Genomic DNA, 16,179 nt, shown 5'->3' with positions numbered 1-16,179 from the left:
ACTACCTACCCAAATTCAATGACATACATTTATTTTAAGTAAATATTGCACATAGTGAAAGAGTTATTTAACCTAATGGAAAAAAAACATTTTAAACTGACATGCTATAGCTACCCAAGAAAGGTTTTCCTACGTCATACCGCCGCGGCCGCTAACAAGCAGCGGGATGACGAGTTTGTCGTTTATCAAATCGTCTGTAAACCTAAGTTACTTTAGCTATATAATAACTATTTCCCAAATCTTTCAGATTTACTTTTAAAACATCCTTTATGTTTAGCACCTTTTTCTCTGTTACTTTGCCAATACATGAATAAGCCGCATCTTCAAACAACGCTTCAAACCTCTGCTGATTTTGTGGTGCAATAGTAACCAAAATTCTACTTTGCGATTCAGAAAACATTATTATCTTGTTTATTATGTCTGTATTTTGTGTTTTTCCTATTGGTACTAGTGAAAGATCGATTTCAGCACCAAGGTCTCCTGCAATTAGCGATTTTGCCAGAGCAATAATTAAGCCGCCTAAGTTTGGTGCAATTGCAGAGGCAATTATGCCATCTTTTATTGCCTGGTTGTAACGCTCATACAACTTCCTAGCGCTCTTTGCATCAACTTTTGGCACGTTGTTATTATCTATTCCACTATATAACTGATATTCAGATCTACCAAGCTCATCGTGGGTTGTACCAAGCACATATATCAAGTCCCCTGGAATTTTCACATCAAGCGATACCGCATTTTCAATATTTTCTATAACTCCAATTGCTGAAATGAGTAATGAAGGTGGTGCAGATATCATCACTTTCTCGCCATTTTCGTCATATCCCTTGAAGTCATTGAACATACTGTCTTTTCCGGATATGAATGGCGTTTTAAATGCAGTTGCAAAGTCGTAACAAGCCTCTGCAGCTCTCTTTAGCTGCCATAGCCTTTCTGGATTATAAGCATCGCACCAGCAAAAATTGTCGAGCAACGCTAGATGATTTATATTTCCTCCTGCAGCTACGTAGTTGCGTATTGCAGTGTCAATCGCACATGCTGCCATGTGATAAGTGTCAATTTCTCCATAACTTGAGCCAAATCCCTGCGATTTTACAACACCTTTGTTTGAAGAAAGGACTGGCCTCGAGACAACAGCTTCACTGCATACTCTTCCCTTGCCTTGCAGTGGTTTCAGTATTGACGACCCCTGAACCTCATGGTCATATTGCACCACTATGAACTCTTTGCTGCATATGTTTGGTCTGCTTAGCATTTTTTTTAATGCAAAGGTGTCATTCCAGTGCTTGACACTGGAATCCATTTCACATTCAATTCCACCGTTGGATGGGTTTTTGCATAAAATGTTTGCAGGCTCAGCCTGCTGGATCCCAGTGTCAAGCACTGGGATGACAGGGAAGAGTGTTGGGATGACAGGAGAGGGTTCCGGAATGACAGCAGGCTCCTTAGAACATGGCTTTGTTTGTAAATGCACTTTGGGATTACCGTCATGCAAAAATTCAGTTTCCATATCCATTATTACTGTCCCTTCAGGACATTTAACAACAGCTTTACCACTCTCATTAAACTCTCCAATCACACAAACCTCCACATCATGTTTTTTCATGATTTGCTTAAACGCAGGAAAATTTTCTTCTGGCACTGCTAAAGTCATTCTCTCTTGTGATTCTGATATCCATATTTCCCACGGAGCCATACCATCGTTTTTAAGGAGAACCTTGCTCAAATCAACTTCAAATCCGTCTTTTCCCATTTCACCAATAGACGATGATAGACCGCCTGCTCCATTATCCGTTATTGCATTATAAAGACCAAGATCTCTTGCTTTTATGACGGCATTGGATAGTTTTTTTTGTGTTATGGGGTCACCAATTTGCACAATCGTTGAAGGGCTGTTTCCCGACAAAGCCTCTGAAGAAAACGTTGCACCGTGAATTCCATCTCTTCCAACTCTTCCACCAATAATTACGATTTTATCGCCATTTTTTGGTCCTTTAATGTGTGAAGGTGCATTATTTATATTGCGTGGAATAATTCCGACACTTCCAACAAAGACTAATGGCTTGCCACAAAATCTATCGTCAAAATATACCGATCCAAGTTGCGTTGGAATGCCAGAACAGTTACCAGCAACATTAACGCCATGAATCACTTCTTTCATTATATATTTTGGCGGTAAGATCTCATCAGTGCGCTCCTTGTCCCTATAAAATTTGCCTTTTGCTTCTTTGGCAAAGCAAAAGTAATAGGTATTCATTATAGGCTCCGCGCCTTTCCCGAAACCCACTATATCACGATTAACTCCAAGCACTCCGGTCATTGCTCCACCAAATGGATCAAGAGCTGAAGGGCTATTGTGAGTTTCAACTTTATCGACAATCAAGTAATCGTCATCAAAAATTATTCCTCCTGCGTTGTCGGAGAAAACTGACACGCATATGTCAGAATTTATCTCACGCGTTGCACGCTTAATATAATGAGCATATAGACCGTCTTTTATTTCATCAATAGGGGAGCAAAAAATATTGTGTTTACAATGTTCAGACCAAGTCTGTGCCAGAGACTCAAGTTCAATATCATATGGATTTCTACCGAGTTTTTTAAAGTAATCCTTTATAGCTTTCATTGCTGCCAGCGAGAGCCCTAAAGTGCCATTACCATCGATTCCATCTCTGCTGATTTTTTCAAGCTCTTGGTCACTCACATTGAGGTCAACAGACTTAGTACTATCCTCTGTCATCCCAACCCTACCTTCTGTCATTCCAGTGCTTGACACTGGAATCCAGTTTGCATTATACAATTGCTTGAAATTTTCTGGATCCCAGTGTCGGGGCACTGGGATGACACCAGGTGTTGTATTCGATTTACCATAATATTTCCAGCTATAGTTCTTACAGATAAGTGTGCAATATTCAGTGATAGGGTTGAATTCTTGCTTTATATCATCTTCGGTTGGCATGCTTCCTTTACCCAAAATCAGCTTTGAACTTCTTGCTTTGATATGAACGCCTTCATCAATGTGGCCCTTGCTAATTAAATACTCTCTAACAATTTGTTTCGCTGTGTTGCCCATATTGTCAGTCATGCCAGGTAAAAAGCTTATTTCCAAGCCCCACTTTGCTTGTGGTTCTATGAAGTCATATTGAAGGTTTTCATTGTAGGAATAATAACGGCAGTCTTGTATGACTTTATTATAAAATAGCCCACAAATTTCTTCATGTAATTTTGATGGTAATTCTTTGCTTATGTAAATCAAGTAAACATTAACTACCCTTCTGCGGCCAACTTGTTCACATTTATTTAAAACTTCTATTCTGATGTTTGCCATGTAATATTGTGAAAGACTTTAATATATCATAGCATAAGAAACTGCGAGCACATTTATATTTTGAGTGATTTCTATATAATAAAATATTGTATTAATTGTTACTGTTAGTGGGAAGAGTTTTTACCGTTAATGTGGATGAGTCCTTTTTCAATGTATTGGTTCAGCACATATTTTCTGAATATGAAAGAGAAAAAATTCCCGAGATAAAGATCATACTTCCCTGCAAAAGGGATGTAATAGCGCTGCTGAGTGCGTTCAAGAATTATAACGCTAAAAAATGCATAATTTTGCCAGAGATAGTTTCACTGGAAAACATTGATGAAGAGGATTTAATATTAAATCTTGATAGAGTTAAAGTTATCAATCCAACAAAGAGGACGCTGCTACTCATTCAATTCATATTGGAGTGGAATAGAAAAAATAATGATAATTTCCCCATTGATTTAGCTTATAGCCTGCCATCATTGCTTGATAAAATTCAATCTACCCAAACAACGGATTGTTATCAATTCGATGAACATTCAAAAAAAATAGAGAATTTCATAAGCTTACTCATTGAGAGTTGGAATAAAATTTTAAAAGATTTAGGAGTAGTAGATATATTAGAACATAAGAGTGATTACATAAACAATATGATAATCTCTTTACAAAAAGACCAACATATAATCTTTGTTGGAATTGGAAAGGATAAGTCGTTAATTAAGGCTATATATGACCTGCCGTTTGGAAAAATAATTTTTCCTAATCTGAATTTGAAAATTAAAGAGAAAGATTGGCAATCACTTGATAAAAAACATTATCAATATTGCCTGAAAGATCTACTCGATTATTTAAATGTAGATAGAAGAGATGTGAGTTTTCTGCCAGAAGCGTGTTCTCCAGTGCCCAGACACTGGGATCCAGAAAACTTAACTTTAAATGAGCGCACCAGGTGGCTGTATAATGAAAACTGGATCCCAGTGTCAAGCACTGGGATGACAGAAGAAAGGGCTGGGATAACAGGAAGTCCTGAGGAATATCTAGATTACATTTTTGATACAACTGCCGATCTAAGCAAAGTTAGTAATGGACATATTGGCAATATTGAAGTCATCACTTGTGATTCCAGAGAGGAAGAAGCACAAGTGACATCATTAATTATAGAGAATGAAGGTTATGAAAACGTTTCTTTGGTTGTCTTTGATAAATTACTTGCAGCTCGTATAGCATGTTTATCAAGGCAACACAGTGCCATACCGGAAAATTATCCTTATATAACACTCCTACTTTATAGTATCGAAGTTTTGACCTCAAATTGGAGCAGTGTGTCATTACTTTCGCTCCTTAAACATAGGCTAGTGACTTTTGGTTACACTCAAGAAGAGTACACTCGGATTTTATCTGAATTTGAAATAGAGATATTACGCAACTTTAGTACAAATGGCCTTAAAGATATTATAGATGCTATTAATACCTATAAAAAGCTAAAACATAAAGAGGATATATTGCTTATTATCAATAGGTTAGAGGCTATACTTAATCTTTTACTTAACTCTATAAATTGCCCTATTTCTGATGTGGTGGCAACTCATTTGCAGTGTATTAATGTGCTATCTGGTATAAATTTTTCAGAGCTAAATAGTGAAATAGGTAGTTTCACCTGTAATTTCTTGAATGCATGTGAGGGTATAGAAATTAAGTGCTCCTTAGAGTTATATAGCCAAATTCTGACCTTATTTTTAGAGAAAGAGTTTTTCTCTGTAGCAAATGACTTGAATAAATTCAGCTTATATCACAACAAAGTTGTAATACTCGCTGGATTTAATGAAGCGCCAAGCTTTCAAAGTCCGCTTTTGAATGCACTTACGAGAGAAAAATTTAACCTTCCTTCTGCGCAAGAAGAGCAGGGGTATTTTTTTTATACTTTACACAATTTGTTTTGTGCAAGTAAGGTTTATATTACAAGATCGCTAAGCCATAGAAAACCAATTCTATTGCAGCGTTTGGAAATTCTGCTCAAGGAGGGGAAACAGCCGTATCGCGATTGGCTGAGGATATTAAATACGCCTGAATGTACTGTTCCATGTACTCAGCCTATGCCAAAACCTCAAACCGAAGTTAGAAAAGAAAAAATGCAGGTGATGTCTTGCAGTGCAATAGAAAAGCTAATTCGTAATCCTTATTCATTTTACGTTGAATATATACTGGGCCTTAAACAATTAAGAGACTTGAATTTTAAGCCATCGATATTGGAATTTGGCACTATGGTGCACAACATTCTTGCAAGATATTTACGCAACAAAAAGTCGCCAATGAGCATTGCACGAAAAGCATTCTCGACTAGTCAGTTTAATTTTTCAAATATGTGGTGGGTAAGACTGCAAAGGATAATTCAATCTTTTGTCGAATTTGATGAAACTCGAAGCAATTATGTTGAGTTGGAAAAGAGTTTTACCTGTCCGATATTTCATATTCCAGCGCGTGACGCTGGAATCTATATTTCTTGTGATGATGTATCCCAGTATGAAACTGCTTGGATGACAAATAGAGATCTGATCCCACAAGAAATTTTACTGACAGCAAGATGTGATAGAGTTGAGTATCTACCAAGTGGGCAAGTAGCAATTATAGACTATAAACTTGGTTCACCACCTTCCAACGAAGAAGTGATGTCGGGGTTTTTTCCACAGTTAATTTTGCAAGCCTTAGCGGTAGAACATATAACAAAAAGAGAAGTTTCAGAACTTGCTTATTGGAAACTTGATTATGATAAAATAAAAGTTATTTCTATACAAAATTATAGATACAAAATGCAAGAATTAAAAAATGATCTGCCTGGTTTTTTATCTAATTATTTAAGTAATTCCACACCCTTTATTGCCTCTCCATATTTTGATAAATTCCTGAGATTTAATAGCTATAAACAGCTAGAAAGGGTAGGGGAGTGGTTGTAAATGGTGTCATCCGAGTAGCTTGACTACTTGGATTCAGGAAAAAGAATGGTGTCATGCAAGTAGCCTCCTTCTCCTGTCATCCCAGTGCCCCGACACTGGGATCCAGAAAAGTTTGCTTGTAAGCAAGCAAACTAGCATAGAAAGTGGTTACAACATTTTCGATGAGATTATATGGAAAACTGGATCCCAGTGTCTGGGCACTGGGATGACAGCAGTCCTACGTCATACCGCGATTCATTCGCGGTATCTCTTAACATAGATCCCGCTAACAAGAAGCGGGATGACGGTTGTCAGGGTGTCATCCGAGTAGCCTCTTTCTTGTTATCCGAGTAGCCCCTTCTTGTATCTTGTCAAAAGCATCTAATGTTTTAAGCTTAAGCATTAGGTGGAGAAGGGAGGAACTCTGTGCTTCTTCTTAGATATAAAATCTGTAGAGGAGATAAGAATTCCCTTCTCAAAAGTATAGGCTGGAAGGTATCGTAGAAAGACCTGAATGGTTCTAATTCTGTATTCACAAGACTAGCCTTACTTTTCATTTTTAATGGTAACGTATGGGGTTATATATGATCAACAACTTTTTGGGCATAGATATATCAAAAGATCGCTTTGATGTTTTTCTCTCATTTATAAGCAAAAAAGGAAAGCGTGAAACTAGAAAAAGAAGCTTTAAGAACGATGGTTTCAAAGTCTACTGAATTTTCTACACAAACATAATGTAGAAAAAGTAAAAACCTGCATGGAATCTACTGGTTGTTATAGCGAAGCACTGGCTGAATTTCTACACAATGCTGGACATTTTGTAAGTGTTGTAAATCCTTATTGCATAAAATCTTATGCAAGGAGTAAGCTGATACGACAAAAGAATGATCAGACCGATGCAGAAGTTATTGCTGATTATTGCCAAAGACAGGAACCTTCTAGTTGGACACCACCTTCTCCTGAAATGAAAAAATTAAAACATCTTTATCGTTGCTCAGTTGCGTTAAAAGATGAGTTAACATTAGTAAATAACCACTTAGAAAAAAAAGAGAGACTGCCTAAAGAAGTTGCAAATGCTTGGGAAGACCTTGCAATGAATATAGCTCAAAAAATAGAAACAATAAAAAACTCCGTACGTGAACTATTAAATCAACACAAAGAATTGTTGGAAAATTTTCAACTTCTATTGACTATTCCAGGCATAGGAGAAGAATCAGCAATAGCTATTTTAGCTGAAGTTTCTGATATAGAGGTTTTTAGAGATGCCAGGCAATTGGCAGCATATACAGGAGTTATACCACGAAATATGACGTCAGGTTCCTCTGTATATGCCAAACCCAGATTAAGTAAATCCGGTTCACAAACATTACGTAAGGCACTTTTCTTTCCTGCCATAGTAGCTAAGAATCACAATCCTATCATTATGAGCTTTTGCCAAAGATTAAAGGAAAAGGGTAAGCATAATATGGCCATCGTTGGTGCTGCAATGCGTAAGCTACTCCATATCATTTTCGGTATTCTGACATCCAAAAGTGCTTTTGATCCTAACCATATCAAAAACTACAGGGCTAGGAGGTTGACTGAAGGTTTAGTACTTTAAAATCAAAAATGCTTCCTATCTATCTTATGTAAAGTGGTATCTTACACAAATTTATTGAATGTTGTTGGTTAGTGGATATGTTGATAAGTAAACTTCATCTGTTTTGTGCGTATAAAACTAATTTACTTATCAACATATCCACTAACTATAATCTGTGTACTGTTACACAATTGGAAGTATTTTTTGATTTTATGATGCAACTTGGGAAATTTTTATAATTTTTTTGTTGACTAACAAGACGGTATCTCCTCTTTCTTTGAGGTCATTTAGCACTCCCAACCAGAAGTTAGCTCCTTCACTTTCAGCCAAATAAAAACCTAATACTTCTTTTTTGCCATTTTGATCTATGCCTAATATGTTATACATGCATTTACTTACGCAATGCCCGTCCTCTTTGACTTTAAAAAACCATGAAAACTATCGGATATACAGACTGCAGCGGGCGACTACGCCATTCGTTGATTACTGGTAGCAATTTGTCAGTAATACTTGATATCTCTGCCACCGATATTTTGTGATCATAAATTTCCTCAACATGTGACACTATATCTCTATAGCCCATACCACTGGCAAATGTGCTCAAAATCTTCGTTTCAAGCTCTGGATGTAAGTTTGTTTGCCTTTTTTTGACTATTTGTGGTTCGAAACTTCCTTCCCTATCTCTTGGCGTCAAAAGCTCAAATGACCCTGCGCTTGTACGTAAAGTCTTTGCATTCCTCCCATTTCTTCGATTATTCTCTTCGCTTTCAGCCGACAAGTGGTTTTCTATTTCACCTTCCAGGCTTACCTCCAGCAACTTTTTTATAAACGGTGTTAATGCTCCATCTCTTCCTGTCAACGGTCTTCCTTCTCGTATAGACGACAGGATATTTGTTTCTAATTCTTTATAATCTACCAAACCGGTAGTTCTGTTTACTACTTTCTGACTCATTGTCAAACCTCCATTTTTTTATATCAATTTATTACTTTTTTTTCGGTTTGACACAGTTTATTTAACACTCCCTGCTTAACAGCAGTTCCTACTTCCATATCTGGATTTTCTGCTTTCTTTTCATAAATTTTTACTGCTCCAAATAGTATAGCAGCAGTTACCACAGCTCCAACAAATATGCCAGCAGCTACCACAGGATCGAAAACTGCTGCACCTACAACTAAAGCGTAAATTCCCACTGCTATAAATGGAGAAGCTATCATCACACCATACATAATTTTCTTTTTTGTGCTGACTTGCTGAAAGGATTTACTTGCAGTACTAGGTGTTCCTATACTTTCACTTGCATTATGTACAGAGGCACATCTTCTTTGTGATCTTTCTTTTTGTTCCATGAAAATTGGAGCTCTAGAATTGGGATCGGCTTTAAGTAAATCTTCGTGGCTCATAGGTTTTGTATGAACTATATAGCGTGCCCAATCTGCTAGTGACATGTCGTCCGAGTATTCTAGTGCGTTTGTGCTCACTTGCTCCAATTGCTTGACTACACCTTTAAGCCCTTTTATTGACTCTTCTAACTCCTTGAGTGCTGCATCATTTAATGGGATGCTTTCTGCATAATCTACACAAGCCCCTAATCTCCTTACATTTTCTAGGTTTACTTTTTGTGTATTGAAAGTTCTTTCCAAATTAGATGTACTTCGTTTTAAAACACCGGTAAAAACGCTTATAACAGCTTTTTTATCATAACGATATTGAATGCTTAGATTACTCAACTCGCTCTTTATTCTTTTTGCAACTGCGTTTCGAAGACTTTGTTCTTTCTGAAGATGAGGATTCAAATCATAGAGTACGATAATTTGCTTTATATCCCACTCCAACAAAGCAGAACACGTTTTAATATTACCTTCTCCATCTCGAATATAATTTTCATGCCCCTCCTCAAGCTTTGTAATGAGGTTTGCTCCTGATAGCGTAGTTATTTCATCAACCTTTAAGCAGCTTTCATCAGATGTAAACATATCAAAATAACATGATCCTTTACTTTTTGCATCTCTTCCAACTCTTCCCATAAGCTGAAGTAAAAACATTGGATCTAGCATTTCGGTTTTGTCTTTTACTATAGCTGCAGCTCTGCTGAGTCTTGGAGCATCAATTCCTAATGCCAGCTCTTTAGAAATAGTGTTTGGCACAAAGCCAGCCTTAATTATACTAAGTATATTCTTTTTATCCATATCATCAATATACTGATAGATTTGCTCTCCATTACTTTTGAAACGCTTCACACTTCCATTAAAGCAACAGATAACTGCATCCTGCTCACAAAATTTTTTAATTTTAGGAAATTCGTTAAAAATATGCTCATGTAGTTTTTTATCTCCAGGATAGTTACGTTCCGTACTTTTTTTGTGACCTTGATCACTTTGAAGCTTATGTAATTTCAATATAGCATCTGTGAGTTCAGAATTGAACTCTAGAGAAGAAGAATCAGTAATTTCATATTTTTCATCAATAAATTTACTTATTTCATCCTTATTAACTGCTCTGCCACTCTTTTTATATTCATCCAAAGTATCAAGTATGTTATGTAGTTTAATGGAAGGAAGTAATTTGCTACCAATTTCAACATTTAAGTTTTCCTCTACCAGGCATCTTATATTGTTTTCTGTTAACCCAATATTCAGATCTTTAATTACTTTAACAAAAGATTCTATGCGCTTTTTTCTTCTTTCTTGAGCATCATCTTTTCTTCCCTCAGTGATATAATTTTTCACGTTTTCTGCCCACCTTTCTTCAGTGCCGATTAAACCTTTCTTATAAGCTTGACTGTCTAATGATTTGCTAATGAAATCTAAAAATGGCTGTGATAGCTTACTAAGATCACCGTTCTGCTTTGTTATCTCACTTATAAATTTCGCTACTGCATCTTTATATTGATTGAGTCTTGTATGGGTATTTTCACTTTTTTCTGTATATGCTATTTCTGGATTTACAAATCGCAACTCATATGTGCTTTTGCCTCGACCTTTAGCACTTACCATCTCTTCCAAGTTTTTAAATTTCATTTTATGGTAGTACACCACAGGCAATTTTCCAATACCAAGTGCTTCTCTTTCCTTTGGAGAAAGCAAGATCTGTTGTTTTATTTTAAATTCTTCACTGAGAAATTTATCTGGTGTAGCACTGAAAAAAGCAGTCGGGTTACCACGAGATACTTCAACTGCACGAGCCATTTGCACAGCATTTTCTTTCAATTTTGGAGCTTCATCGATAAGAATCAATGCTGGTTTGCTTTTATTTTTACCATATTTATCATTAAGCAAATTCCATTGCGTATTAAACGCTTCAGTAAAAGTTGAAGTTGCATATTCAGCATTTGTTTCAGAAAAAGGTTCAGCAAATTCTTGTGCAACTTCATCAGGTAAAAATGCTCTATCAAAATTATTTGATTGATTTCTCAAATTGTCGCTTGGAACTGCAGTAACGCAAGGAATATTTGTAAGATAAGCCCAGAATTTTAAGAGCGCTATATCCCCTGTTTTTCCTGAACCAGTTGCTATATTATTTGCTATTCTTAGTCTTTCTTCTAATGGTGTCCCTTCATCCTTTAAAACCTCTATGACTTTGTAAAAATTGGCAAAACGCAAAGCAAATGGAACTTTTTTACCTAGCCCACCGACTTTTAAATCTTGCAATCTTGATTGATCATGTAAACCAACAGCAAATGCCCTATTATTATTTGGATCTTTTTCGAAAGACACTTTACTATCGGCCCATAGAGCTATTATCTCTTCGTCAGTATATTTCAGTATATCTTTAGCTTCTGGTTTAGTATGCTCACCTAAAATTCCAAGCTCATAGCTACCACCTTTTTTGATAATGTTAACTTTATATGAATTACCTTTTACTTTAAACTCTGCTTGTGTTTTACCTTGAGTAATTGCTTCAACAATTATATCTTGCAGTGATTTTCCACTATCAACTTTAATCTCATTTAGTTTATATAATAGTAAGTAAGTGTTGTATATTTCCTCTGCAGTCCCAGAAATTTTCTCTTTTTGATGTAATCTCATCTTTTCCTCACTATTTTCTAATGAACAATTTAATTTTTGTTTAAGTTAGATAAAAGCTTAGCAACTCTTGTCAAAATTTGCAAGTAAATACTACTATCTCTAGCACTACAATAAATTTGTTTGTTTACTTCTTTAACCTTTCTCAGAACCACAAAAAGGTACATATATCTGTGAGAACAAGCCGCGTAAAAATAGGGTTGTGAAAATAGAAAAGTAAAACTGTTGCAACAAAGTTAAGCAAATTAGTTCATATATAAATTTAGTTAAAGTAGGCTAATATAGCTGGTTTTGCGATATAGTAAAATTATTATATAGAAAAGTTCGCACAGAACAAGCGGTAGACCATGCCATCCCAAGACAAACACTTCTCACGCTTATTGGCTTTGGTTGCTGAAAATAGTTATACAATTAAATTGTTAGCAATATATAACACTAAGTTAATATTAATCTCTACTCAAAAATACCAAAGAAGCATAAGGGTGAACTCACGGTAAAATAGGATAAAATCTTTTTTGTCGATAAACCACATAACCTTTACAAGGTTAACTTTAGCTTGAAAAAACATAAATCGGATTTCTATAGATTCCAATTTCCTTTGCAAATACTCTTTCATTATTGAATTTAATAATATAGGCAAATTTTTACACCAATCAATGTTACTCGAAAAGAACTGGATAACACGTTAAACCAGCTAAGCCTGCAATTATAGGCTATTCTTTCTTACCCTATTGGCTAATAATATTGGTTGTTTACACTCATAATCCACACTATTATCCTTCGTGACCATATAATTTTACAGTTCAGCATGTCCTTAACTTGAAGCTTATGTTTTGTTAAACACTTTCCACAATCAATATCTACCCAGTCGAGTACTTACACCAGAGACATTTGCATCACTTAACATAGTTGAAACCCCTTGACTCTCAAAGCTTTTTATTCCAGATAATCTCGCATCATTTACAGTTTTATTTGCATCGCTTGCATTCAATATTAGATTCTTATTCTGCTTTATTCCTTCACATTTTCTTTCCTCAGCTTCTTGCCTTGCTTCCATCTTATCATTTTTTGGTTGTTCTAGTTCTTTTAATAATTCCCTATTATCAGAATCACCAATACTAAGTATAGGCATTCCTCCCCCTCCCCCTGGTGGTTGCTGTTGCCATATCCTATGCGCTGGATATTGGAGCTCTAAAAAGTTTAATAGTAGTTCACGGATTTCATTTTGATTTTGAAGTCGTATAGCACCTCTAATCTGTGGATTATTGTCACGATCGTGTCCAGCATTAGTACCAGTGTTTCGAAATTCTCTTGAGATTTCTCTTCTCAGGTTTTGAAAGTACTGTTCATTTCTAAGATTATTTTGATCAACTATATTATTCAGACCTGGAACATTTAACGTAAGAGAATTACGTATTTCACCCAACACGCCTCGACCTTGTTCTCCAAGATTATTATTCTGTTGTAAAATTTGATTAATACTTCTGGCATTTTCTAATACCCATATGCCACAATTATAACCATCTTCTTGTTGTACTAACAAATTACCTTCTTGATCAGCTAAAACATTATGGACAGGAACAGGAACATTATTTATCCTAAGAGTATTCAGCTGATCTGGAACATTACCACCAAGTGAATTAGCATAATATCCATAATAATTTCCATTTTGGTAGACAATAACTAATGTAACCCAATGACTACGACCTGTATTGATGATCAAATTTGATATTAATATTTCACCAACTTGCACTCCTCTATAGTTAATATAACCTTGCAACTGATCATGTATATCTTGTTCTCTTATTACGTTAAACAATATATTACCTTCATCATGTGGCAGATTATATCGTTGTGCCCTTGCAGCGTAACGTATATCCTCATCTTGAAGCCAATAATGATAATTACAATTATCTGTTGCAAAATCTAGTGTAAGTATATCATGTACATCCCTCAGCTGACCGAAAGCACCATTTGGATTATTTTGAATATATGTATTTATTAGGGGTAAAATACTATTAAGTGCTACTGGCCTTACAATTCTTCCTGGTCTTAAGCTGCGACTACGACGATCAAATCTATGTACATACTCTTCTCTTCCTATTCCTTCTGGGAAAAGTATAAGATTACCTGCTTCATTTGCACCTCTATTAAACACAATAGGAAACAAAACCACCTCATTTCCAGAAGTAATAGGCAAATATCCTCTTTGTTTGCTCATCAATTCTGTTATTCTGTACCTTGCTTCGTCTTGCTCCTGTTCTACTTCTTCTTCATTATCAGCAAACCCTAATACATATCCAATTGGGTGAGTATCTGAATCATTCTCTGTAGGTTGTCTTAATAATAGAAGATCTAATCTATGCTCTGCAGCTCTTGTACTTACTTCTCCTGCCATTCTTATATCAGGACTATACGTTTGACCTACCCTGTATTCAGTAACCACTTTATCAGGATTGTTACAAACATAAAATATACCGTGCAGTATAGAACGAAATTTGTCATTGTTACTTACATCTATTATTGCATTACCATTCATATTATCTGGAACTAACACTCTAGAAATAGCTCTCAATAATTCTCTATGCTGAGCTATACCTTGCCACCCATCATTCATAACTTGATTCAAAGTATTATGTACATTTTCAGCATTAGGGACTCCTATAAGATTACCATCATAAGAAGTATATCTACTCCTACGTAGGTAACTATCAGGCGAATTAAATCTATCTAATAGAACATTTAGTCCATATTGATTATTAAGTATGTATGTAACTCTATTCACAGCACCATCATAACCTGGTGGTAGAGAGATGGCTTTTACTGATCGTATATCATGGGGATTTCTAATATCAAGGATAACTATAGGAAAACCTTGAGCATGGAAAACCATAGTTAAAGCATGTCTTCTTAAATCCTCATTATTATATCTAAATATGTACTTTTTTAGACGTACTTGATCTTCTCCCTCTCTTAGCTCTAAATATTCTCTTGTAACAGCACTATTCCCAAAAGCAAAACCAATTATATAATCAAGTATTCTGTCATGATTTTCTGCATTTCTTGGTATTTCGATAGGAAAATGTTGAAGCAAGAAATCTCTAACATTTTCTCTAATGCCTTCATCTTCTACACACTCAAATAATCTTTGTACTAAAGGAAACCTATTCTGTTGACGCTCTGCTATGCCAACCCTAAAAGGGGTTAGATGTGAATTAAAATTTAATCCAACACAGACAGCATGTCTTGATTCAGTATGAATAGATATAAATGAAGAAGCATGTAATCTTTGAGCGTCACCTCTAGCGTGTTCCAATGCAAACAATGTTCTCCATCCAATATTAATAACGATAGGAATGTTTTCTCTCTCTGCTTGATGGTGTACAAGAAAAGCAACGTACGAATTTACAAGAGATAAGTTAAGGTCAATATCTATTGTGCAAAGATGACTAAAATTCGCTAAAAAACCTAATAAAAACCCATGACTCTCAAACTTTTGATTGCGATCTTGAATATCATTTTCTAATGTGCCTGCGTAATTACGATAGATTCGAGTTATATATCTAAAAATTACTGTGCTATTGTCTCGTAAAGTTCGTACAACTCCACTTCTTAACATTTCTGCAAAGTTATCAATTCTTTGTTGACCTGGTGCAATTTGCACAAAATTGACCAACTCATCAAGCTGTCCATGCTGATTTTGATTGAGGTCCATCCCTTCTATTTCCTTAATTGTTAATTCGTGATTTTCTAAGAGCACTCTAATAAGATTGATTTCAGATGCTGAATATTTGGCAAATCTATCTCCACCTCGAGAATCTTTTTCGCGAATCTCTTCAAATACTACTGCTCCTTTCTCTCCCTGGCTCTTGCCTTTCCCATGCGTACACACTTTGTATTGCTCAAAACTTAGGCCTTCTTCCCTTAAATCCCGATTTTCCCGTCCAATCTCTTGCACTAGAGAATTTTTCTCCCTTTCACTAAATCTTAACCCATCACTATTAGGGACATCAGAGATGCTGTAACACCTGACAACTCGCTTTTTACCAAGGGATTTATTAGTTAAAACTGCAACCTTCAGGTTTCCTGTACTTCTATTCCTACCATCTGTATCAATACCATGATTATCAAAACGAATATAGACTCTCTCATCTGGAGCTAAAATACCTGCGTCATGTGCAGTAGCAAACATACTGAAAAAGAATACAGGAAGGAAACGACCCGTACCCACGTGATACAAGAAAGATGGACATTGATCTAAAAAGGATTCAAACTCTCGTCTAAAACCTTCAAGATTTTTATTGACCAAACTTCTGATAAATCCATCACCATTATTCATA

General features: G+C 35.7%; 5 protein-coding genes and 2 pseudogenes. 3 read left to right on the top strand and 4 right to left on the bottom strand.

The window, feature by feature from the left end:
- Positions 1–202: 202 nt before the first annotated feature.
- On the bottom strand, positions 203–3,325 hold the full coding sequence (locus ACFZP3_RS08020; protein WP_386086887.1) for an AIR synthase-related protein: 3,123 nt from the start codon (positions 3,323–3,325) through the stop codon (positions 203–205).
- Positions 3,326–3,432: 107 nt separating this feature from the next.
- Here ACFZP3_RS08020 and ACFZP3_RS08015 point away from each other — a divergent pair, with 107 nt between their 5' ends.
- The 3 genes and pseudogenes from ACFZP3_RS08015 to ACFZP3_RS08005 all read left to right on the top strand — a co-directional run bounded on the left by ACFZP3_RS08015 (position 3,433) and on the right by ACFZP3_RS08005 (position 7,837).
- Positions 3,433–6,258: a WPE palindromic element domain-containing protein gene (locus ACFZP3_RS08015; protein WP_386086888.1), complete on the top strand. Its 2,826-nt coding sequence runs from the start codon at positions 3,433–3,435 to the stop codon at positions 6,256–6,258.
- 19 nt (positions 6,259–6,277) lie between these two features.
- Positions 6,278–6,517, top strand: a complete 240-nt coding sequence (locus ACFZP3_RS08010; RefSeq protein WP_353273122.1) for a hypothetical protein — start codon at positions 6,278–6,280, stop codon at positions 6,515–6,517.
- Positions 6,518–6,821: 304 nt separating this feature from the next.
- Positions 6,822–7,837 (top strand): annotated as a pseudogene (locus ACFZP3_RS08005) (IS110 family transposase).
- Positions 7,838–8,065: 228 nt separating this feature from the next.
- Here the strand turns inward: ACFZP3_RS08005 and ACFZP3_RS08000 are convergent.
- From ACFZP3_RS08000 to ACFZP3_RS07990, 3 genes and pseudogenes are all read right to left on the bottom strand, one after another.
- Positions 8,066–8,768 (bottom strand): annotated as a pseudogene (locus ACFZP3_RS08000) (transposase); the annotation flags it as partial.
- 23 nt (positions 8,769–8,791) lie between these two features.
- The gene (locus ACFZP3_RS07995) at positions 8,792–11,842 is read right to left on the bottom strand and encodes a hypothetical protein (protein ID WP_265016526.1); all 3,051 of its coding nucleotides are present in this window, start codon (positions 11,840–11,842) and stop codon (positions 8,792–8,794) included.
- A gap of 850 nt (positions 11,843–12,692) precedes the next feature.
- Complete coding sequence (locus tag ACFZP3_RS07990; protein ID WP_386086889.1) at positions 12,693–16,178, bottom strand: cytoplasmic incompatibility factor CifB; 3,486 nt, start codon at positions 16,176–16,178, stop codon at positions 12,693–12,695.
- Between the last annotated feature and the right edge of the window lies 1 nt (position 16,179).

It is taken from the genome of Wolbachia endosymbiont (group A) of Norellia spinipes (assembly GCF_964273535.1).
This window is presented reverse-complemented; position numbering and strand designations above follow the sequence as displayed.

Excerpts from the sequence above, each read along its gene's own strand:
- ACFZP3_RS08020 (WP_386086887.1), bottom strand. The coding sequence starts at position 3,325 with ATGGCAAACATCAGAATAGAAGTTTTAAATAAATGTGAACAAGTTGGC.
- ACFZP3_RS07990 (WP_386086889.1), bottom strand. The coding sequence starts at position 16,178 with ATGAATAATGGTGATGGATTTATCAGAAGTTTGGTCAATAAAAATCTT.
- ACFZP3_RS07995 (WP_265016526.1), bottom strand. The coding sequence starts at position 11,842 with ATGAGATTACATCAAAAAGAGAAAATTTCTGGGACTGCAGAGGAAATA.